This window comes from Olleya sp. R77988 (genome assembly GCF_044594215.1).
GTDB lineage: Bacteria > Bacteroidota > Bacteroidia > Flavobacteriales > Flavobacteriaceae > Olleya.
The window spans coordinates 1369140-1392405 of sequence record NZ_CP138988.1 but is presented as its reverse complement, the minus strand read 5'-3'; the positions used below and the strand labels follow the sequence as shown (position 1 = coordinate 1392405).

At 30.3% G+C, this 23266-nt stretch carries 21 protein-coding genes; 4 read left to right on the top strand and 17 right to left on the bottom strand.

What is annotated here, in order from left to right; all coding sequences use genetic code 11:
• Nucleotides 1-52 precede the first annotated feature (52 nt).
• From SJY17_RS06210 to SJY17_RS06200, 3 genes are read left to right on the top strand one after another with little or no spacing between them, the layout of a single operon-like run.
• On the top strand, nucleotides 53-3142 hold the full coding sequence (locus SJY17_RS06210; protein WP_397364631.1) for a hypothetical protein: 3090 nt from the start codon (nucleotides 53-55) through the stop codon (nucleotides 3140-3142).
• Nucleotides 3142-4359, top strand: a complete 1218-nt coding sequence (locus tag SJY17_RS06205) for a hypothetical protein (RefSeq protein WP_397364630.1) — start codon at nucleotides 3142-3144, stop codon at nucleotides 4357-4359. Before SJY17_RS06210 ends, SJY17_RS06205 begins: the two co-directional genes overlap by 1 nt.
• Entirely contained in the window at nucleotides 4353-5867 is a 1515-nt protein-coding gene (locus SJY17_RS06200) for a cellulase family glycosylhydrolase (protein WP_397364629.1), read from the top strand. The genes SJY17_RS06205 and SJY17_RS06200 overlap by 7 nt, the downstream gene beginning before the upstream one ends.
• A 28-nt stretch (nucleotides 5868-5895) precedes the next feature.
• Here SJY17_RS06200 and SJY17_RS06195 read toward each other — a convergent pair whose 3' ends face one another.
• From SJY17_RS06195 to SJY17_RS06180, 4 genes are all read right to left on the bottom strand, one after another.
• Nucleotides 5896-7131, bottom strand: coding sequence for a glycosyltransferase (locus tag SJY17_RS06195; RefSeq protein WP_397364627.1), 1236 nt, complete (start codon nucleotides 7129-7131; stop codon nucleotides 5896-5898).
• A gap of 243 nt (nucleotides 7132-7374) precedes the next feature.
• Complete coding sequence (locus SJY17_RS06190; RefSeq protein WP_397364626.1) at nucleotides 7375-8619, bottom strand: oligosaccharide flippase family protein; 1245 nt, start codon at nucleotides 8617-8619, stop codon at nucleotides 7375-7377.
• A 27-nt stretch (nucleotides 8620-8646) separates the two neighbouring features.
• The gene (locus tag SJY17_RS06185) at nucleotides 8647-8925 is read right to left on the bottom strand and encodes an STAS domain-containing protein (protein ID WP_397364625.1); all 279 of its coding nucleotides are present in this window, start codon (nucleotides 8923-8925) and stop codon (nucleotides 8647-8649) included.
• A gap of 29 nt (nucleotides 8926-8954) precedes the next feature.
• Nucleotides 8955-9233: an STAS domain-containing protein gene (locus tag SJY17_RS06180; protein WP_397364624.1), complete on the bottom strand. Its 279-nt coding sequence runs from the start codon at nucleotides 9231-9233 to the stop codon at nucleotides 8955-8957.
• Between the two features lie 152 nt (nucleotides 9234-9385).
• On the opposite strand from SJY17_RS06180, the gene SJY17_RS06175 reads away from it, so the two are divergent.
• Nucleotides 9386-11446: a tetratricopeptide repeat protein gene (locus SJY17_RS06175; RefSeq protein WP_397364863.1), complete on the top strand. Its 2061-nt coding sequence runs from the start codon at nucleotides 9386-9388 to the stop codon at nucleotides 11444-11446.
• A 103-nt stretch (nucleotides 11447-11549) separates the two neighbouring features.
• Here the strand turns inward: SJY17_RS06175 and SJY17_RS06170 are convergent, their stop codons facing one another.
• The 13 genes from SJY17_RS06170 to SJY17_RS06110 all read right to left on the bottom strand — a co-directional run bounded on the left by SJY17_RS06170 (nucleotide 11550) and on the right by SJY17_RS06110 (nucleotide 23178).
• Entirely contained in the window at nucleotides 11550-12161 is a 612-nt protein-coding gene (locus SJY17_RS06170) for a hypothetical protein (RefSeq protein WP_397364623.1), read from the bottom strand.
• A 241-nt stretch (nucleotides 12162-12402) separates the two neighbouring features.
• Nucleotides 12403-15012 carry a DUF6923 family protein gene (locus SJY17_RS06165; protein WP_397364622.1) on the bottom strand — a complete coding sequence of 870 codons (2610 nt, stop codon included), beginning with the start codon at nucleotides 15010-15012 and terminating at the stop codon, nucleotides 12403-12405.
• A 116-nt stretch (nucleotides 15013-15128) separates the two neighbouring features.
• On the bottom strand, nucleotides 15129-15626 hold the full coding sequence (locus SJY17_RS06160; RefSeq protein ID WP_397364621.1) for a CAP domain-containing protein: 498 nt from the start codon (nucleotides 15624-15626) through the stop codon (nucleotides 15129-15131).
• Between the two features lie 312 nt (nucleotides 15627-15938).
• Entirely contained in the window at nucleotides 15939-16652 is a 714-nt protein-coding gene (locus SJY17_RS06155) for a LytR/AlgR family response regulator transcription factor (RefSeq protein ID WP_397364620.1), read from the bottom strand.
• A 9-nt stretch (nucleotides 16653-16661) separates the two neighbouring features.
• The gene (locus SJY17_RS06150) at nucleotides 16662-16979 is read right to left on the bottom strand and encodes an Hpt domain-containing protein (RefSeq protein WP_397364619.1); all 318 of its coding nucleotides are present in this window, start codon (nucleotides 16977-16979) and stop codon (nucleotides 16662-16664) included.
• The gene (locus SJY17_RS06145; RefSeq protein ID WP_397364618.1) at nucleotides 16951-18030 is read right to left on the bottom strand and encodes an ATP-binding protein; all 1080 of its coding nucleotides are present in this window, start codon (nucleotides 18028-18030) and stop codon (nucleotides 16951-16953) included. Before SJY17_RS06145 ends, SJY17_RS06150 begins: the two co-directional genes overlap by 29 nt.
• Nucleotides 18030-19163, bottom strand: a complete 1134-nt coding sequence (locus SJY17_RS06140; protein WP_397364617.1) for an FIST signal transduction protein — start codon at nucleotides 19161-19163, stop codon at nucleotides 18030-18032. Before SJY17_RS06140 ends, SJY17_RS06145 begins: the two co-directional genes overlap by 1 nt.
• A 2-nt stretch (nucleotides 19164-19165) precedes the next feature.
• Nucleotides 19166-21142 carry a PAS domain S-box protein gene (locus tag SJY17_RS06135; protein WP_397364616.1) on the bottom strand — a complete coding sequence of 659 codons (1977 nt, stop codon included), beginning with the start codon at nucleotides 21140-21142 and terminating at the stop codon, nucleotides 19166-19168.
• On the bottom strand, nucleotides 21142-21681 hold the full coding sequence (locus SJY17_RS06130; RefSeq protein WP_397364615.1) for a heme NO-binding domain-containing protein: 540 nt from the start codon (nucleotides 21679-21681) through the stop codon (nucleotides 21142-21144). Before SJY17_RS06130 ends, SJY17_RS06135 begins: the two co-directional genes overlap by 1 nt.
• Nucleotides 21682-21690: 9 nt before the next feature.
• Nucleotides 21691-22104: a response regulator gene (locus SJY17_RS06125; RefSeq protein ID WP_397364614.1), complete on the bottom strand. Its 414-nt coding sequence runs from the start codon at nucleotides 22102-22104 to the stop codon at nucleotides 21691-21693.
• 130 nt (nucleotides 22105-22234) lie between these two features.
• A complete protein-coding gene (locus SJY17_RS06120) occupies nucleotides 22235-22534 on the bottom strand; it encodes a hypothetical protein (protein ID WP_397364613.1) in 300 nt (99 codons plus the stop codon).
• A 122-nt stretch (nucleotides 22535-22656) separates the two neighbouring features.
• Nucleotides 22657-23022, bottom strand: coding sequence for an MmcQ/YjbR family DNA-binding protein (locus tag SJY17_RS06115; RefSeq protein ID WP_397364612.1), 366 nt, complete (start codon nucleotides 23020-23022; stop codon nucleotides 22657-22659).
• 18 nt (nucleotides 23023-23040) lie between these two features.
• Nucleotides 23041-23178: a hypothetical protein gene (locus SJY17_RS06110; protein WP_397364611.1), complete on the bottom strand. Its 138-nt coding sequence runs from the start codon at nucleotides 23176-23178 to the stop codon at nucleotides 23041-23043.
• Nucleotides 23179-23266: the final 88 nt, after the last annotated feature.

The window sequence follows — 23266 nt, the reverse complement described above, 5'->3', positions numbered from 1 at the left end:
ACCACTATTTTATTTATTTATCTTTACAACATTATTATAGCTTAGGCTTTAAATGAAAGAAACCTCAAACAAATACTTAATCACAGCCATACTTTTAGCATTGGCGTTTCATGGTAGTGCCATATTTTTCACTTTGGAAACTACATATGATGCGTTAATACACCTGTTTTTTGCAGATCATTATGCCAATAGTTGGTTTGAACCTTGGAACTACGAGTGGTATACTGGTTTTACTGTACAAAGTTATCCACCTTTAGTACATCAATCTATTGGATTGTTGTCTATGATTGGTGGTTTAAAGTTTGGGATGTTTAGTGTTGCACTTATTGCAATTGTGCTGTTTGTAACTGGTACCTATCGTTTTTCTTTAATGATGACAGCCAACAAAACCGTTGCAGGTTATGCTTGTGTTTTGGCTGTATTTAGCTCGTCGTTTGTAGAAACGCTTCATATATTTGGGCAATTACCAAGTATTGTTGGAGTTTCGGTGTTAATGCATGCCTTACCAGAAATTTATTTATGGTTAAAAACAGGTAAAAAATGGTACTTAGCAACTAGTTTATCTTTAATAGCTGTAACGGTTACTTCTCATCATGTGACACCCATTTTTGGGATGGTATTTTTTATCTTTCCATTAATAGGCATGGTAATTATGGACGTTTCGCGTGAGCAAGTAAACACCATGAAAGAAGTCACTTTCAAACTATTTTTGAATACTTTTTTCAAGCTTTTCAAACGTATTGTAAGCTTCGGAATGCTGTCGTTGGTATTAATTATAGGCTGTATTTTTCCGTATTGGTTAAACTCTAAAGCCAACCCAATTACTCAAGTTCCAATTCCTCATGGATCTAGAGATAATTTTCTTGAAATTACATCGTCTGGCTTGGTATTCTTTTTAATTCCTTGGGGAATTTTACTAGTATTATTACCATATATATTTTACAGATATTACAGCAAACGTTATTTGTTTTTTGGTTTATCGGTTACAATTTGCACCATTTTAGGAACAGGAGGCACTACACCAATTCCTTTAAAAATGTTAGGCGAAACAGCTTTTAACATTTTAACGCTAGATAGATTTACACTTTGGGCTTCCATATTATCTATTCCATTAATGGGCGAATTTGCTTATCGTTTTGTTGAAGGTGATTTAAAAGAACTCATTCAATCTAAATTTGGTGCTGTTTACCACAGAATCATAGGTGGCATATTAGCAGGATTAATGGTTTTTATGGTCGTGTTTACCATGAGTCTTAACTATTTTAGACCATCGCAACCACAGAAAATAAAGATGTTGCCAATTGTTAATTTCTTAAATCAAGACGATCATGATAAATGGCGATTTTTAACACTTGGTTTTGGCGACCAAATGGCTTGGTTAAGTGCGCAAACTAATGCCATGACAGTTGATGGAAACTACCATTCTGCAAGACGATTACCAGAATTAACCACACGACCAATAGAGCGTTTAGAAAACTCTAAATTTAAAGGTGTTGCAGGAATAGGATCGCTACAACAGTTTTTAACAACTCCAGAGAAATATAATCTCAAATATATATTTTCTAACGATAAGTTTTACGACCCAATTCTCTATTTCTGTGGTTGGCAAAGACTACGACAACTGGAAAACGGAATCATGGTTTGGGAACGATTAAACATTCCGCCTGTATCCTCTATTTTACCCAAAGAAGATGTTGCCAAATGGCTAAAAATAATGTGGGGAATTATTCCGTTTTTAACCGTTTTAATCGCCTTTGTTTTAAACATACAAATGCTTTGGGTTAATGCTTTAAAAACACGTATAAAAGCCATTCCAGACTTTTTAAAATTTCCAACAACGTATACTAAATTTAATAGAACTGTTATACGCATTACGCATATTTGGGCAATAATACTGGCTATTATCGTGTTTTATGGCATCTATTTATTTTACCTAAAAAACGACTCGCAACGCAGTCCAGAAAATGTCATTATTGCCTATTATGATGCTTTAGATTTTAAAGAATTTGAAAAAGCACATAGCTTAATCGATCCTGAAAACAACTTGCCAATTGCCCAATACATGTTAGAGATTTCGGTAACCGATGGTTTACTAAGTAGTTATGCAAAAATGGATGCTATTGAAACCGAAATCACCAAGTTTAACGACAGTACAGTTTCGGCAAAAGTGACTACGCAGTGGATTACACCTTTGGAGAAAATTGAAAAAATTGATTATAAATCGTTATCTAAACGCAAAGGAAAATGGTATTTACAACCAGACGATTTAAATAACGATTTACCTCCAGACCAACTCTATTCTGCTAATGCAACTAAGTATTTTAACCAAGGAAGACGACGCATTACAACAGAGCAAACACATCATGAAGACATTTTAAAACAGCCTGTTTTAGAAGTGATTTCAGCTAAACTAGTTCAATATGATGGTAGTTATGCTATAATTGGTGAAGTACAAAATATAGACAATGTTCCTGCAGATATTATTTTAAAAGGAACCTTGTACAACGATGACAACAAACAACTGGCAACGTATAATGCAAAGTACCACGTTAAGCATAAATTAATGCCAAAAGAATCCAGTAGTTTTAGGATTAACTTTGAAGGTATTGCATGGTCTAGAACACAAGATTCTATTCCAGACACCTTTAATCCAGACGAATTTACTCCTATTGAATTTGAAGAACAACCAACCAAATTTAACTTGCAAGCAGCAGGAAATGTATCAGGTTCAGATTTATATAAAAACGTGGTTTTAAGTGATATTACAATTAAAGAGGAAACCATAAACGGTAACTTATTTAATAGCGGAATCCAAGAAATAACAATACCGCAACTTTTAGTGACTTATTATGATGAGAATAAAAAGATGGTTTGGGTAGATCATTTATTTGTAAAAGAAGGAGTGAGACAACAACGCAAACAAGATTTTGAATATCAGATATTAAAAGAGGGTAAAGTAAAAATTATTAATACAGATATGAAAAACATTTTTGTAAATGGTTTACCAAATGATGCTATTGCAAGTAAGGTTGTACCAAACAGAATTGAAAACCATAGTGATGCTCAATTACAAAAAATTGATCATCCCAATTTTAGTTATATTAAAATAGAAATTAACACATACATAGGAAGTCCAAATTAATGCAACTTAAACGTACATACATATTTGTTTTAGGTTTGATTTTATTATCATCGTTTGCTGTTGTGCAACACAATGAAACAAATAATCCTATTGCATTAATAACAACACAAACCAATTATGAAGTTGGCAATACTGTTGTTTTAAAATTTAATGCTTCAGAAGGAGAAAAACCACTATTGTATTGTTCAAACAGTTATGGTTCAACTTTGATTTCAGGTGAATTAAAAGACGATTTTATTCAATATAAAATCCCAGAAAATATCACTAACAAAATAGGTGTTGTTAATTGGAAATTGATAGATGAAGCCAATGCTATTTCAGGTCAATTCAGCATAAATCCAAAAGCCGAAGTGGCAACCATGGAAACCTATATTGGTTCACCAAGTATTGAAGCTGGAGGAACAGATTACACCATGTTGGTTGTTATTCCTACGGATTCTTTAGATAATCCTGTGCCAACAAATACGTTGGTAAATGCAAAGTTTCAGTTTTTAAATTCAGAAGAAAAAGAAGCTGTTTTTACTAAAAATCTAATCGCTTTTAGAAATATAAACTCTAAACGAGAAAGTGGTCGTATGTTAGTGTCGTCGGAAAGTTTAGGTGTTAATTCTAAAGAATTTACCATAAATGTAGCTTCAGCAATTCCAACAGATTTTAAAATTTCAGCAAAACGACCACATAATTACGCAGACGGAAATCAAATTACTACATTTTCAACTTCAGTACTAAAAGACAAGCAGAATAATGTAGTTAGCGATGGTACATTTGTTACCTTTTTTATAACCAACAACAACGGAAATATTTTAAAAACCACTGGAACAACCATTGAAGGTGTTGCACATGCAAAAATGATTCATCCAGATTATGCAGATACTTGGAGCATTAAAGCTTATGTAGATGGTATGGCAGAAAGCAACAGCATTGCTTTAAGCTACAAACAAGTGATTAAGGATTTTGAAGTTACATTATCTAATAATAACAGAAGCATTACAGTTGGTCCTTTGCAAAGTTTTATGCAACAAATGATTCCTGATGGATTGCATGTAAAACTTACTATTTATAAGGATAATGAGTTAATTGACACTATTATTAAAACATCGTTTAATGGTTATGTAAACTATAATTTAAAACCTGCTATTTATAAAAATGACGACTACAGTTTTAGTATTGAAACTGCTGGATTGAAAAAAGAAATTAAAACAAAAAAACTATGGTAGGTAAAAACAAAAACATATTACGTACCATATTAATAGCTTCGTATATTATGATTGTAGCCTTAATTATTTCTGGTATTAGTGAGCTTTTTAGCTACCTAAATACTGGAGCAGATAGAAGTACAATGCTACATACCGAAATACAAAAAGTAGAACAGTATTTACCTAAAATGATTTGGCAACCTTTACAAAACGAAGGTCGACCAATGGATAACGAAAATCTAAATGCTTTACAAAACAATTATTTAGATGCTTGGTATGTTAAACAAATTGCCTACAAAACCAATAAAACTGCTGGAATAAAAGATTATTATACAGATAGCGCAAGAGAAAATTTATATGCATTTATTGAATTAAATAAAGCCGAAAATATTACAGTTGAAGCCACAACATTAAAGCACAATCCATCTTTAGAATTTTTTAGTGAAGATGGACAACTTGCTGTAGTTACAGATAGAAATGTTGTGGAATATAAACGTGTGTTTAAAGCAGAACAATTAGTACTGCAAACAACAGAAACCTCAACCTATAAAATGGTGTTTTTACTAGAAGATGGTTTTTGGCGCATTAGACATTTGGTAAAAGAAAGTACTAAACCTTACGCACCACAAATAGCAAAAATTGAAACCGATAGTTTAATTATTAAAGGGATTAATTACTATCCAAAAGCAACACCTTGGAACATGTTTGGTGATGCTTTTGCTAAAGACACTATTTCTAACGACTTTAAAATTATAAAAGATGCTGGCTTAAATTCGGTTAGAATTTTTGTGCAATATGATGATTTTGGAAAAGCAGATGTGAATCCTAAAAAGCTAGAAAAATTAAAACAGACTTTAGACATTGCTGAAGAAAATGGACTGAAAGTTGTTTTAACGTTATTTGATTTTTTTGGTGATTATTCGGTTATGAATTGGACCTTAAATCAACGTCACGCAGAAACCATAGTCTCTACTTTTAAAGACCACAACGCTATTATTGCTTGGGATATTAAAAACGAACCAAATCTGGATTTTGAGTCTAGAGGAAAAGAAATGGTTGTTGCTTGGTTAGACAACATGATCGATTTAGTAAAATCTATAGATAAGGTTCATCCTGTAACTATTGGTTGGTCTAATACCCAAAGTGCTCCCATTTTAAAAGACAAAGTAGATATTGTGTCGTTTCATTATTATGAAGGATTGAGCGAATTAGATGAAGCTATAAAAACCATGCAAAAAGAAATACCTAACAAACCGTTGGTGTTACAAGAATTTGGAATGTCATCTTATAGTGGTTTCTGGAAACCGTTTGGAAGCTCGAAAGAGGATCAGGCTAATTACCACAAAAAAATCCAAGAAATTATTGCATCAAATAATTTGCAATTTATGTCTTGGACTTTATATGATTTTGTTGATGTGCCAAAAGCTGTTGTAGGTAGCAGACCTTGGCGTAGAAACACCCAAAAACGTTTTGGGTTTATCGATAAAAATGGCGCAAAAAAGGCATCTTTTAAATATATTACTAACTAATTGTTTGGGACAAAAAAGGAAGCGATTATTATTCTGCAGAAGTAGGTTCTACTATTACAGTATTGATTGTAGGTTTTACTGCTGTTTTTTTATTAATTATTTTATTAAAGTTATTTAGGTACATGTCTGCAATTTTTTCCATTGGATACGCTGTTGCTGCTTCGTAATTAGCTTTTCCTAAAGCGGTTCTATGTGCTTCGTTTGTTACAATTGCTTCAATTGCAGTTGCTAAACTATCTACAGATGTTGGCTCGAAAAACTCACCTCTATAACCTTCATCTTTAACTAATAACGCAAGGTCTCCTAAATCTGGCATTACTACTGCTTTACCATAACTTCCTGCTTGGTGTAATACTCCAGAGCTTCCAGTTGTTGATGTATAAGGAAACACAACTACTGCACTTTCTTTAAATAAGGTAGGTACTTCATATTCTTCAACATAACCAGTAAAACGTACTTGTGGCACATGCTTGTAGTCTTCTTGTACATTTGCTAAATAACCAGGTACGTTTGGATTGTCTGTTCCTGCAATTACAACTTCAAGATCTAATCCTGTAGATGCTCTTACTTTCTCAACAGCTTCAATCATACCTTCTACTTTTTTGTAGGTTCCAAACTTACCAAAAGTCATCACTTGTAATGGTCCTTGTGGAATGCTGTATTCTGGTGTTTCTTCAGAGATTTCAAAAGTTCCGTGAGGAATTAATGTTACATTTTTAGCATTATATTTTTTCTCTAAAATATCAACATATTTTTGCATTGTTACTGCAACTGTATCTGCTTGTAATATTAACTTAGTTAAACTAGTTCCTATAAAACCATATAACTTTTGCATTAATTTATTACTTGTAAATCCTGCAGATCCTAAATCTACTTCTTCAAGTATATTATGTAATAATACAATGTTTGGTATCTTTTTTAATTTGCATACTAATGGTAACATTAAGCCTAAAGCTGCTGCTACTTTTTTGTCTCCAAATTTCATGAATTGCAAGTTAAATAATACTGAATCTGGTTTTGTTTGGCTTATAGCTTTAGTTACATTAATAATGTTTTTGTAACTGTTAAATTCCCAACATTCTTTTACTGTAATCTTGCAACCTGCTTCTGTAAAAGCAATATCTTTTGCACCTTCAGTTTTATCTGTTAGTAAAACTATTTCTGTAACACTTTCTTTTTGTCTAAAGTGCTTAACTAAATGGTAAGCATACTCGTTTAATGTGACTTTACTTGGTGGATATGCTGTAACGATTGCTAGTTTCATGATATATTGTTTTAAAATGTTTTTTAATTGTTGTTTGTTAATTACACTACAAATTTGCGCTATAAAACTCACTAAAATGGACATCTTTAGGTGGTTTGCAGTTTACTGTAGACGAATGGAATAAAGGTGTAGATTTACCATTTATCTAAAGATTAAAGAATATTACAAAACAGAAAAACTGTAGTATATAACCACAGCCTTTTCAAATATTTTAGACTAATAAAATAAATATGTTATTGCTTTTTATTTTTTCAATTTAGAATCGAAAACAAAGAATATTACTTGTATAATTAACAATAAAGACATTGCTATAATTTGCATGTGTACGACTTGCTCTAAACTATCGTGAAAAAAGACTACTAATCCCATTTGAAGCATTCCGAATATTCCAGAAATTACAACAGGAACATATCTGTCCAACGATAAATAGTAGTAAGCAAATATATTTGATATGGCAAACAAACCAGTTGCTAATGCGTATTTCCATAATAAAGGCGCCATTGCTAAGTAGCTGTCTCCAAATAATAGTGTAATTGCTGTTTCTGGAAATAAAGCACAACCAATTACAATTGTAGTTGCTATTGCTGCTATATAACCAACATATTTAAATAATATTGGAGCAGTTGCTTTGCCTTCTTTTTTAAGTTGAACAACTGTTGGCAATAATAACATGACAAACATCCAAGCTACGAAATATACAATACGACCTATTAAAGCTAATGAAGCGTATAATCCTGCATCGTAAGCATCAAAGTAATGTTTAACTAATAAGATGTCACTATTATTGATAATGATCTGTGTTAACTCGTAAAACGCTGTAATTACAAAAAAACTTTTGACTTGTTTAGATTGACTTGCTTCAAGAGCTATTGTCTTTTTAAAGTTTAAGTTTTTAAATTTAAATGGCACTAAACCAAATGCAAAAGAGATTAAAATACCTATTGCAATTACTACAGACGATTGCATATTAAATAGAAAAATTAATCCTAATGTGATGATTAATCGACTTAACATTTCGGCTTGATAGGTAATCGATAACGATTTAAATTCTTTTTTACCTTGAAACACACCTCTATTTACACTCATTAAAAAGTATAAAGGCACACCAATTCCAAAAATGGTAAACATACTGGAAGATGATGTGTTAAAAACAGTTTGCAATTGCTTTGCAAATACTATAATTAAAGCTCCAAAACCTAAACCAAAAATTGTTGCATTTTTGTAAATTTTAGACACAAAATTTTGAAAAGCTTCGTTTTCAAAAACTACAGAAAATTTTGCTGTTACTAATTGAAACGTCATTGCAACAAAAGATAACACTAATAAAAAAGTAATTAATACTGCTGCATCTGCAAATTGTGCAGGACCTAAAACACGACCTAAAATAAGATTGTACAAATAGTTTCCTCCATTTACAGCTAATACGCTTAACATAAATAATTGCTCTGGAGAGATTGTTTTTGTTTTTATAATTGATAAAGCTTTCATCTTTTTAGGTCTGTTTAATTTTATTAATTAGGCTACTTGAGGATATTGAAATGCTTCAAAAATCTCTTCACTACGTTTTCCCTCAATAAAAAACATAGCATTATTTAAAACTCCGTTTTTATACATTTCTTTTAAAGTTTGCATTGCAGAATCGTCAATAACTGTAAGCTTTTCAATATTTAACGTTATGTTTTTAAAAGCTTTTATTATAAAACCAAAATGCGTTTGAAAGTTATTTACTGTTGCTGTATTTAATTTTCCTTCTAAGCTAATTGTATTGTCTTGTTGTGATATTATAAGTGCCATAATTATTGTTTTTAATTGTTGTTTATTTGTTATGCGATATTAGTAAGTAATAATTCTTCATAAATGGCTTTACAACCATAACCTACAATTGCAAATGATTTATTCCATGTTTTTGCATTTTTGTAAATTACTTTTAAAGCAGCAACTCCATTTTCATCAATTTCAGTAACATTATCAATATTAATTGTCAAATCGCTTAAAGTATTAAGTGTAATATTAAAATGCGTTTTAAAATTACTTGCTGTAGAGGCATTAATTTTTCCTTCTACTAAAAATGTGTTATTGTTTCTTATTATTGTAAGTGCCATAAGTGTTATATTTAAATAGTTATAGTTTGATTTCTGATACAAATATCTTTCAGAATACTTTCAGATTCAGGTGAATTTCGACGAGTAGACGATTGGTGTAGATGAATGAATGGAAATGAATGACTAACTTGCAAATGAATTAAAACATGAACATGAAACTCAAATTTATAACCCTACTTACCCTATTATTAACTGCTGTTTTTAGCTATGCTCAAGACATGCAAGAAGGTTTTACTTATCTAGAAACTGGTAAGTACGCTAAAGCGGAAACATTTTTTGAAACAATATTAAAAGACTATCCAGATAATAAAACAGCAAGACTATGTTATGGTCGTGCAATTGGATTAAATGGAAAACCAGAAGCAGCTAATACTTTATTTACAAACCTACTAGCAGATCATCCAGATGATTTTGAGGTGAAACTAAACTATGGTGAGTCTTTATTATGGAATAGTAACTTCCCTAAAGCAAAAACCTATTTTAAAGGTTTGATAGATGAGGATCCTAAAAGTTTTCCTGCTTTATTAAGTTATGCAAACACACTATCTAATTTAAAAGAATATGAAGATGCTTTAAAATATGTAGATAAAGCATTGGACGTTTTACCAGGCAACCCAAATGCATTAACCTCTAAAAAATACATGTATTTAGGCTACGCTTACCAAAAGCAACAAGCGCAACAGTATGATGAAGCCGAAGCCTTATTAAAACAAAACCTAACGCTTTTTGACAACGACAAAGACACCTTATTAAACTTAGCAAACTTATATTTAATTGCAAATAAGTTAGATGAAGCTAAAGCCACTTATGATATTTTAGCTGAAGATCCAGAGAACAAAATCACAGCATTAAATGGTTCTGCTTTAGTCTTTCATTTAAAAGGAAAAGAAAAAGAAGCACTACAACTAAGTACTGAAGCTTTTAGTAGTTTAGATACTACAACTGATGCAACACTTACACAACAAACCACAGAGCGTTATGCACAAGCCTTAATTTGGAATAAAAAATATAAAACTGCAGATACGCTTATCACGAAATTAATAGAGACTAAACCTAACGACAATTGGGTATTAGCTTTACGTGCAACACTTAACATTTATAAAAGCGATTTTAAAAAGAGTGTAAAAGATTACAACCAGATTTTGGTAAACGACAGCACCTCTTTTGATGGTAACTTAGGAAAAGCAAATGCCTTAAAAGCCTTAGGTAAATATGAAGCAGCTTATACCTCTGCCGAAAACACGTTGAAGTTTTACGACAACCAAAAAGATGCAACTAACTTTATAAAAAACCTCAACACAACGTTTACCCCTTTTTACGAAGGAAAAACATCGTACACTTTTGATAATGGAGATAACGAAGCATTTGCGTTTAACAATAGCTTAGAGTTCCCGTTTTCTACAAAATTTAAATTGCTAGCCAGCTATAATTACAGAAGCACAAGTAATGCTTTTACTAATAATGAAGCGACCTCAAACGATTTTAGTGCAGGATTATCTTACCAATTATTACCAAACGTAACCTTTAAAGGTACTGCAGGATTAACTTCTGCTAAAGCCACTACTAACGACTACACACAACTATTAACAGACGTGTCTTTTAATATTAAACCCTTTAAATTACAAGATTTAACTGTTGGATACAAACGCGAATTACAAAGCTTTAATGCAGAGTTATTGGATCGCGAAATCGTGCAAAACAACTTTTACGCTAACTATAGTTTAAACACTAATTTTAATTTAGGATGGTTTACGCAATACTTTTACACAAGCCAAAGCGATAGCAATGCTAGAAACTTATTGTTTACGTCTTTATATTATAATATATTACCAAAACCATCGCTTAAAGCTGGTTTAAACTACCAATACATTACGTTTAAAAATCAAGTACCAACAGTATATTTCTCACCAGAAACATTTAATGCTGTAGAAGTTTTTGCAAACCTTATTAAAGATGAAAACATAGCAAAACCTAAAGAATGGTTTTATGAGCTTACTGCTGCTACAGGATTACAATACATAGAAGACGATAGTAGCCAAAGTACCTACAGAATACAAGGTAAATTGGGTTATAAATTCTCTGAGCGTTGTATGGCAAACCTATTTGGTACACGAAGTAATATTGCGTCTGCAACTGCAGCTGGTTTTACTTTTAATGAGGTTGGATTACGTTTTAAATGGTTATTGTTTGAGAAGCCTGTTTTTAGGGATTAATTATCATCATCTCACCAATTAATATAGCTTTAATCACTTTTTAGGTTGCTAGATTTTGTGTATTAATATTTAATTCTCTCAATCATAGTCTAAAAATCAAATCTTAACTATAGGCTTCAACTTTTGTAAGAATATAATCTCTTAATTCTAAAATATTGGTATTAACAGTATCATCTTTCCATTCTTTTTGTGCTGTTAACGTAATATACTCATAACATTCCTCTCCTAATATTAAATCTAAAATACGTTCTATTGCATTATCAAATTCTGGATGTGATTTTCTGTTATTGTAATCCTTTATATAAATTACAATGTTAACTAAACTTACATTCTCAGAATTTATTAACGGACTAAAAGCTAAATCGCCAATAGGAATAATTAAATCGTCAAACCTAATTCCGTTTATCTCTTTTGGTGGTATTAATGCAGTAAACTGCCAACCATCTACAGGCTTTGCTCTAGAAACCATTTGTTTTACCATAGCAAAGTTGTCTTTCTCACCATCTGCACTTATAATAATGTCATTTAGTTCTTCGGTAGGATTACCAACATAAACAAATAACTCTTCAGAAAATGGTGCCAAATTTGCAAGAATTTCATCTAAAAGGGTATCAATAGTTTCTTCATCATTATCAGTTAAATTAATGAATTTTTCATTGTTTTTTGAAAACCATTCCCAAAATTTATCGGCTTGCTTTTTCTGATTATCTGTCATTTTTTAGTGTTCGTTTTTAATTAGTTTCAACTTGAAATAAGTAAAACTTATTTACAAATAAATGTTTTAAATATATCAAATAAACAAAAAAGGGCAAAAGATTTCTCTTTTGCCCAAAGTAGGGAACCTGATATTAAAATGCTATTATTAGTTCTTAGGCACCTACTTTTTATTATTAACAACTATTGTTGTTGTTGAAAAAGACAGACTATTGTCTATCTTTTCACTCAATTAATTAGTGTTACTTTACTAGTAACTTCAAGGGATTATAATGTGTGTTTGTACTAACTAGTTTACAGATATATAAACCAGGATTTAAATGTTGTTTGTGTAATGTTATTTGATTTTTTCCTATTTGTGTTTTTACATTTGTATTGTAAACCTCTTTACCTAATTGATCAAAAATGGTCAATTGTACAGTTTCGGTTTTATTTGATGTAAACATTAGGTTAGAAGTATTACCCATTGGATTTGGATATGCTACTAGTGTATTGGTATTTGTTATAGTTTCAAAATCTGATACAGACAGAGTATTACCTCTAGAAAAACGTACATCTTGTAATTGCATGTTATGTGTTGTACTTGTTCCATCTGGACTTACCATTGTAAATACAATGGTTACAACATCGTTTGCTTCTAATTCTGTATTTAAAGACGATGTAAAGTCCGAAAACAGGATAGCATAACTCTGAAAATTATCTGTTAAGGCAATAGTTGTTTTATATTGTTCGTCCCAATTAGTAATACTTTGTTTTACTAAAGCTATCTCCAGGTTCCCTGTTCCTTTTGCCTTTAATTTAAAGCTGCTAAAGTCTGTTAAATCTACTGCTTTAAAACGTGGTGTAATTGCTCTGTAAGCAGCAAAATATGTGCTTGTTGTAGTGTTTACTGTTAGGTTACGCTCTATAGGAAAATCTGTTACTTGAAACGTATTTGTGTTTTCTGTAATTTGATAATTATTAACAGTTGTACTAGCTTGAGAATCGTCAATTCCCCAAGGACCATCAGACATAAATAAATCGTCAGGTGTGTTTACACCATCTCCAATTCTAAACCCAATATCAAACAAGTGTCCAGTTGGTACTGTTATGTCTGTAATGTAATTCTCGTTTAAGTTTAGGTTAGACGATGTGTAGTTAAAGTTGCTAGTTTCTGTTGTTCTAAAACCAGAATCAAAGTTTACAATATTTGTTAAATTGGTATTTATAATTTGAAGGTCTAAAGCTCCATTATTGTACTTGCCTTTTCTAACAAAAACTGTTGGAGGCGTTGACAGTTCATAACCAGAAATTGGTTTTACTGTGTCTAATAGGTTTAAAACCTGTTGCGCTAAACTATATAAATCATCTATAGAATCTGACCAGATTTGAAAGTTGTAAAAGGTAACATTGTCTTGATACAAATCTAAATTCCAGTGACTTTCTATTGCAAAATTAGCATCGCTATTTTCTACTTTTGCAGACAGACTTAATACATATTCAAAACTTCCGTCTGCATTTTTAATAATAGATTTAATAAAGGCTTGTCCATTAATATCTATGGTTGACACCGAAATTAATTCTGCTCCTAATAATCTGTCACAAATGTATTTTGTGTGTTCATACACACCATTTTCTGTTTTTAAAGCTAAGATTGAAGCAATTGATGCTCCATTTTGCATATAGTCTACAGAATAGACTTCTGTAGCATTGGTAATATTTAATAAATCTAAAGGTGTCGAGTCTATTGCGTAGTCTTCGTTAATTATATTTAATGGTACAAAGTCTTGTAATTGAAAACTAGTAGAAGATGTTTTGTTTGTATTGTTATTAGTGTCTCTAGTTATACGCTTGGCAGTTTTTTGATCAAACTTATAGCTGTTTTTAGCACGATTAAAGTTACGTTTATTAATAGCTTCAGATAATCTTCCGTTACTTTCTAAACCTCCATCGTTAGCAGTTGTTGGAGGTGCAATAACATCGCAACTTCCAAAACCTGAACATGAAGGATCTTCGCAATCTATTAGTCCATCTCCATCGTCATCAATGCCATTATCACAAATTTCTTGTGCTACAGGAGCTGTAGGGCAACGTGCTCCATCATTACTAGAGCTAGAAGGTCCAAATGCAAATAAGTTAGAATTCATTGAAGAAGTCGAATCTAAATCTTGTACACTTTGTATAACATAAACGGTTCCAGTTTGATTTGCAGATACGTAAAAACGTCCATCTGCATCAAAATAAACTGCTCCATAAGTGTAATTTAATCCAGATAAAATTGGTACTTCTCCTAAAGCTTCTACAACACTTGTTGTTGGGTTAATTCTGTATAAAATATTGCTGTTTTTTTCTACTGCATATAGATTACCATCTACTGCATTAAAAGCCCAATCATGGATACTAATGTTTTGCGATAATGTTTCTGTAGATAAATATTGTGTGTAAGATGCAGAGTTAGGATTTAAATCTACTTTAAAGAAGCTTGTTCCACCTGCTTTAAAATAATAAATACCATCTGGACTAATATCTCCTACATATTTATTACCAGTTGTTAATTCTGGTATTGTAAAAGATGTAGTTTGAAAATCTTTACCTATTCTAACAATAGTTTTAGAAGGTGTACTTAAATATCCCCAAATATAACCGTCTGCAGGATTGTAAGCTGCTGCATTTATGTTTCCAGGTGTAATGTCTGTAGCTGCAAGATAAGAATTACCAGACGCTAAGTCTATAGCATACACATCGTTATACTGAAACAAATACGCACTATAATCACAATTAAAAGGAATATTTTGTGCTTGACTTGTATAGCCAAATAGTAATACTAATAGTGTTAGTATTTGATTTTTTAAGATGTGTAAATTTAATTTCATATTATTTGTATTTTTAATTACAGGTCAAAATTAGTGTGAATATCTGCTTTAATTTTACTTTTTCGATTAGTCAATATTTAAGTGTAGATGAATGGTAATTATCTATAGATAAGCCATTATCGCTTTACAAAAATGTTTGTATAATAGTGCTTACCGTCTTGATCTTGCTCTGAAGAAATCCCGAAGTCCGTAAAACTTGGGTTATCAATATTTTGTTTATGACTCTCACTATTTAGCCAAGCATTAACAACAGATTGAGCACTAGTATATCCATAGGCTACGTTTTCTGATACATTTAAAGCATTAACAGTTGTTTTTAAATTTTGAGAGCGTACAAAAAAATAATCATGACTTGGAGTGCCTTGACTAACCATGTATTGGTTGTGTGTTATGGCTTCTTTTGTTGCTTCATTTAATATGTTTAAGGTATTTAGACCTTGAGATATTCTATAGGCGTTTATAAGCTCTGCAATTTCATAATCTAATTGAGTATAAAACACGATAATGTTTTCAGTTTTATACGCTTCAGAAATTGTTACGTCTTCTTCTTGTATTGAACAAGACATTAAAAAAGTGTTTAATAAGACTGCTGTAATAATTACTATTTTTTTCATGATGGTTTGATTAATTTCATGACAAAATTATATTGAAAGGCAGTTAGGTTTTCTGTTTTTCGATTAACCTAATTTTAAGTGTAGACCAATGGTAAAAAAGTGTAGATAAATACTTTTAATATCCTTTTACCGAACTTTTTTAAATAAAAAAAAGGCAAAAGATTTCTCTTTTGCCTCTATCCATACTACCAATCTACAATTCTAAGGGAGAATTGCGTTGGCAAAATTATTTTAAATGTGTTAGTGTTTTATTATTTTTCGACAAAACCCTAGCTTAGCTAGTCTAGATGCAATTAACTATAGACCAATGGTTTACAGCAAATTTAACCGTTTCATTAATTCTGGTCTTTTAGAGCGACTTACTGGTATAACATCCTTTTTAATTAACACACTATTATCTTCAATATCAATAATTTTTTTGATGTTGATAACATAAGACCTGTGTACTTTTAAAAATAAACTGTCTGGTAATTTATCTTCAATTTTCTTTAAAGTAGAATGTACTGTGTAATTTTTATCTTCTGTTTTTACTTGTATATAATCACCTTTTGCTTCTACTAAATAAATACTTGGAATATCTATTTTAATTAAGCGTCTGTCAATATTAACATATAAATCGTTTCCAGAACTTACTTCAACTTTTTCAGCATTTGAAACTGTTTTATTAGATACTACTTGCTTTGCTTTAGCTTTATCAATTGCTTTTTGAAAACGTTCTTGTGTTATTGGTTTTACAAGATAATCTACTATACAATCATACTCAAAAGCTTGAATTGCAAAGTTTGGATCTGAAGTAGTCAGAATTATTTTTGGTGGATTTTTAAGGGTTTCTATAAAATCAAAACCTGTAAAATCTGGCATATGAATATCCAAGAAAATTAAATCAATTTCATTCTGATTTAAATATTTAATAGCTTGCATTGCATTAGGAAATTCTTCTAAAACATTAAGACTAGGTACGTTTGAGCATAACTGAGTTATAATCATTCTAGCGGTTGCTTCGTCATCAATAATAATACAATTCATAAATAATATTTATAGTGTCTCTAGATAAGCTGTAATGTTTTCTAAAATAGTTTCAAAATCTTCTTTAAAATTAGAATTACCTTCTAATAAACTTTCTTCATAACTAACAGCAACATTATAACCTTTTTCGAGGCCTAAAATACTAATTTTATGTTTAAGTTTATGTACATTATCTGCTGCTAACTTATAATTTTTAGCATTATAGTTATCAAAATAAATTTGTTTCTCTTCTGGAAACTCTTTTTTAATTACGTCGATTAGTTTTTGCTTGAAGGCTTGATCACCTCCAGACAAGCTGTTAATGTAGGTCTGATTTGGCTGTTCCATTTGGGGCTTTTTTTAGTGTGAAATAAAAAGTGGTTCCAATATCAACTTGAGACTCAAGCCATATTTTTCCACCATATAAATCGACAATTTTTTTTACTATAGATAATCCAATTCCAGAAGACTCTGGATTGTTTTCTAATTTTTCAAAGGTCTTAAATATTTTATCAAAATAAGCTTTTTCAATACCCTTTCCATTATCTTTAATATAGAATTGCCAATGTTGATCTTTATCTTCTACTCCAACCTCTATAATTCCAAGTGCCTTATCATTATAAATAATAGCATTTCCAATAAGGTTTTGAAACAATTGTTGTAACCTATATTTATCGCCTTTTATTGTAGGTAAATTAAGCGTTTTTAAAGTTATATGTTTAGGTATTTGAAGTATTTTTTCTATATCTATTATTAACTTGTTTATATCTACATCATAAATTTCTATTTGGTTTTTTCCAATTGTAGAATACTCTAGAATACCATTAATCAAAGTATCCATTTTTTCTACATTATTTCTAATAAGGTTTAATGTCTTTTGTCCATTATCATCAAACAATGCTTCGTAATCTTCTTTTAACCAAGCAGTTAAAGTATCTATACTACGTAAAGGCGATTTTAAATCGTGAGATACCATGTGCGCATAATCGCTAAGCTCTTGATTTTGATGTGCTAACTCTGATAATAAGGTTTCTCTTTGCTTGTTTATTTGTACTATCTCTTTGGTTTGATTGTCAATAAAATCGACTAATTTTAAGCCATCAAGTTCTATGTTTTCTGTAGTTTTATTATCTGGTAAATTATAAAACTTAAGAGTGTCTAATACACGTTTTAATTTATCAATAACGTCTTGTTGTGCTTTTGCTTCTTGGGTTAGTTGTTGATTTGCCTCAAACAGCTCTTCAGAACTAATTGTCATAGCACGTTGTTGCATTGCAAATTGATTATCAAATGTAATGTAAGAACTATTTACAGCCTCTAAAAACTTTTTAATATCATCGCTTTCTGCTAGATCTTTAGATAAATATTTGCGTATTTGACGTTTTAGTAATGAGTTCATTATTCGCTTATTAGCGTTATAGTCATAGTCTGATTATGTAATTGACAGTTTGTTTCGCCATGAAAAGGAGCAATTTCTCCGTAAGAATAAAAACCGCAAATTGTGGTGTCCTTACCTATGACATCAACTACTTCTTCTATTTCTTCTTCCACACGTTGATCTAGTACTAATTTTCTACCAATACAACTAACCAATAATGCTAACTGTGGTTTGTTTTTTCTTAATTCTAATGCTTGTCTTGCTGCACGTTCAGACGCATTTGCAATATTATCTACATTTGTCATCATTAATTGTACTCTAGAGTTTTCTGGAATATCTCCAGCCAAAATCATAGCATTATCGTCTTCATTTATATTTAAAATAGTACGTACAAATGACTGCTCTTCATCTTCAGATTTTACATTTAAAGGATATAATAAAGCAGCTCCAGGAAGTTCTTTAGATTTTTCTCCTAAATATTTTTTATATAAATCTAGTGCTGGCTTATTGTCTAGTTCAAACAAGATATTAGATTTAGATTTTGTAACTATACGTTCTGGTCCAAAAGGTGTCCATCCACCATGTATTGAAAATGAGGCTTCAAAAGTATCTCCATAAAATCCTATTGCTACAATTTCGCCAGGTTTTGGGTTTTCGTTATAAGCTGCTACTGTTTTTTCAAATCGTGCAGCATCACCACATAGTCCACCTGTAATTAGTGTATTATTTTGTGTTGCAGCATTCATACCTTTTGTAAGCTGACTTCCGTTAATAAAACTACCTTCTGAGATTACAAAAATGTGTTTTAAATTTTCTGTTGAAAACTCTCCGACTAAGTCTTTTCCTGTTTTAAAACTATCTAAATCTGCGTTTAAAACGTTACTTGTTTTTATTTGAAACGTACTTTTTTCAAATTCTATTGCTGTTATTGTAATGCTTTCATCATCTACTACTTCTGCAGTAATATCTCCACTTGTAGATCCAAAAACGATATGACCATCTGGAAACAATCCTTTAACTTGAGCGTATATTAAATCGTCTTCAAGCATATATCTGTTACCTAAAACTAAAACTAATGGTTTTTTTAAGTCTATTTTAGGAGACAAATATTCCCAATCTTGATTTTTTCTTTTTTTTATCTGGACTGTTTTCATTATTATTTTTTTAATGTAAAATAGAAAGTAGTTCCTATATTAGGCTCACTATCCAACCATATTTCACCTTCATGTAAATCGACAATTTTTTTAACAATAGAGAGTCCAATTCCAGTAGAATCTTTATTTTTCTTTAAAGCATGGAAGATTTTAAATATTTTATCATGGAATTTTTTATCAATTCCAATACCATTATCTTGGATTGAAAACTTATAATGGCTTTTAAAATCGTCTACATCAATTATTATACTTCCTTTGTCTTTATCAATAAACTTAATTGCATTACTTATTAAGTTTTGAAATAGCTGTTGCAGTTTTGTTTTATCTCCTTTAATATTTGGTAATACATTTAATGCTTTAATTTCTATATGATCTGGAACGTACAACATTGTTATAAGCTCGCTTACCACACTATTTAAATCTACATCTGTTTTAGTTGTATTATCTGATCCTACACTTGAATAATTTAAAACATCTGTTATTAGTTGTTCCATTTTTTCTAATGTTGTTTCAATTAGTGAAATGTTTTGTAGACTAATATTATCTAACTTTCCTTTATTATCTTCTTTAAGCCAACTTACTAACGCATAGATACTACGTAAAGGTGATTTTAAATCGTGTGATACAATGTGTGCATACTCTTGAAGCTCGTCATTACTTTTTCCTAGTTTTTCTAAAAGCTTTTCTTTTTGAATTTCTAAATTTTTTAGTTCTGTAATATCAAGATGAATCCCAATTGATCCAATTACTACTCCATCTAAGTCATAATTTGGTGCTCCACTAATTAACCAATATCTAATCTCTCCAGCTTTATTTTTTACTTCAAGCTCATAAGAATTAGATTGACCTTTTAGACGTTTTTGGATTTCTTCATTAACTATTTCTTCATTATCTTTTACAGGAAACACGTCAATACTTTTCTTTCCTTTTATTTCATTTTCTTTATATCCAGATATTTCTTCAAAACTCTGGTTTACCATCAAAATTTCGTTGTTATTATTGACTTCAACAACACCTAAATTCATATTAGCAATTATGCTATAATATTTTTGTTTTTGTTCTTCTAGACTTTTACGATAGGTTCTTTTAAGGGTAACATCTGTAAAGGTCCATAAATACCCATTAAATTGATCTCCAGTTTTAATTGGCATATAACTACGTTCAAGAATCTTTCCATCTAGCATTTCTAACTCATCTCCAACAACTGCTTTTTTATTTTTATCTATGTCTTCCATTCTTTGTATAAAAGACTCTGGATCTTTAAATAACACTTTGTTTTGTTGTGATGCTGCTTTACAGTCCATTCCAACCAGTTCTGATGGTTTTGCATCAATATTAAAAAGCTGGCAAAACTTATTATTTGTTAGTACTATATTTCTATTTTCATCTTCTAAAACAATTCCACTATCTAGATTAACAACTAATGATGCTAGTCTGTTTTCAGATTCTATTAATTTTTCGTCGGAAGCTTTTTGATCTGTAATATCTCTTACAATTCCTTGAGCTGCAATTGGAGTTTCTTGGTCATAAATTACACTAGCATTTATGTGTACCCATCTTACACCTTTATTTTTGGTATAAACTCTGGCTTCATAATCTTTAAAAAATCCTTGCTGGCTTAAATCCATAAAAGACTGCATAGCATAACTATAGTCTTCTTTATATATTAAATCTAAAACGTTAAGCTCTTCTTTTTCTATATCATAACCAAAAAGATCTTCCGCTGCATTATTAAATTTAATAACATTTCCTTGTAAATCCATAACAACGTAAGCATCTACAATATTTTCAAATACACCTTGTAATTGTGAAGATTTTTCGTCTAAATGTCGCTCTAGTTGTGCGTTAGACTCCTTTAATTTTTCTGAAGTTTCGTATAAAACTCTTGATTTATCTTCAAGAATTTTTTCAGCAGCTTTTCTTGCTGCCTTTTCTCTTTTAAGAGCACGCTGTAATATTTCAAGTTGCTCTTGACTCATTAATTTTTATTAACAATAAATCTTACTTCTGTTCCGTCTTCTTTAATTTTTTCTAATTGAATTGTTGCAGAGGAATTAAAATGCTCAAAAGTTTTGTTCATTAATCCTAAACCAAAATGATGCATCGCTCTACTAGACTTATAAATCATTATTAATGAATTATTAGTTTTCTCGACAATCTCAAAAGTTGGTAATTCTGCATCAGGATAAATTTTTCTAACCTCAATATGAATATGATCTTCTATAGAAGCTAACATTTCTATAGGATCTTTATAAGTCGCTAAAAGTCCTGGGTAGCTATCCTCCAAAACACTAAAAAAGTGTTCTGCATAAACTAGTAGTAAATCATCAATAGATATACCTGTATTAGAGCTTAAGTGTTGTAAAAGTTGTAACATTTCTGAAAACTTATAAGTTCCAACAGATGTATATACACCTTCAGACTCTAAACTAGAAGCGTTAATTATTTTATCAACCATATCTAGACCAAATTTGTCTTCAACAAGATCTAAAAACTCTGTAAACACTATACCTTTCATATTATTTTTTTATACTTTAATTAATTCGTTAATACTCCAATATGCCAATAGTTTTTCAATTTTAGAAACGTATTCTTCATATTTTAATGGTTTTATTACATATCCTGCCACACCAGTTTTATAACATTCTAGTAAATCCTTTTGATTATTTGATGTTGTTAAAATTATTGTTGGAATGTACTTTAAAATTTCGTCGTTTTTTAAAATATTTAAAAACTCGATACCATTAATTTTTGGCATGTTTAAATCTAATAAAATTATATTAGGTAAACTGTCTTTTTCTTCTAAAATTTTTAGTGCTTCTTCACCATTATTGGCTTCTATTATTTTATGATCTAATTTTAAAGTAGAAATTGTTCTGTTCAATTTCATGATTTCAATCATATCATCTTCTATAAGAAGTATTTTAAGTTTTTTTACCATTATAAGGAAAATTTATTTTGCATGTCGTAAAGTTATTTTAAAAGGGTTGTTTGATTTATTAAATTCGTTTAGAGCTATTTTAGTGTAGACGAATAACGTTTAAGTGTCGACGAACGGTAAATACCTTATGTTAACTTTTCCAATATTGTATTGATTGCATTGTATTTAGTTGCGCATAATGTTTTATACTTTCTAATTCCTGCAAAAAACTTAAAGAATAACTACTCTCCTTTTTTTTATCTAAATGCATTTCAAAACAAGAAATAAATTCTAGTTGTTTTAAATTATGATACAAATTAACTGCATGCTTAAGCTTGTTATCTAGTATTTGTTTTTCTTGCTCTTGCTTTTTTTCTTGCTCTTCCTTTTTTGAAAAAAAACAATTAAATTTTAATATTTTAGAGAGGTTATTTTTGTTTAATAAAATCATTTTAATGGATATAATAAATTAATTCTGGGTCAAAATTAATATGATATCCTCTTGATTTTTTTATTTTTCTTTATATGGAAATTTAGTGTCGATAGGATGCAGTAAAGTGTCGATTAATTATTTTACATCTCTAATTTTTGTTGCATTTTTTTAGTCATCCCACTGATAACCATGTCATAAGAGTGGTCTATAAGCTTAAATAAAAATTGAGGTTTCAATTCTGCTTTATAAATATTAATTGTATTCCAGTGTTTTTTACTCATGTGCCAACCTGCTTCAATACTTGCGTATTGTGCGCGTAACTCTAAAGCATAATCTGGATCACATTTTAGGTTTATGGATGCTAAACCGTTTTCCCATTTTGGAAGAGAGGTTAAAGCAAACATCTTACCTAGGACTTTAAAAACTAGTGTATTTGCATCAAATGGGAAGTCTTCGGTAACTTTGGGTTTACTTAAACAGTAGTCTCTTATTTGTTCTATATTCATAACTAGAACAAGATAAGATTATTTTTCTGGAGATGTATTTGTTTTGTTAGTTTGCTTATTTAATCTTTTATAAGTGCGTTTATCCTCAAGATTAATAATTGGAGGTATATCTAAACTAACTAATGTATCGTTAATGTATTGTAAAAATTTATTCATAGTCTGTAATTTACTTAACAACAAGGTATTAAAACATAAATAGGGTTAAATAAATATAAGGTTAAATAAATTAAAATCAGATTAAATA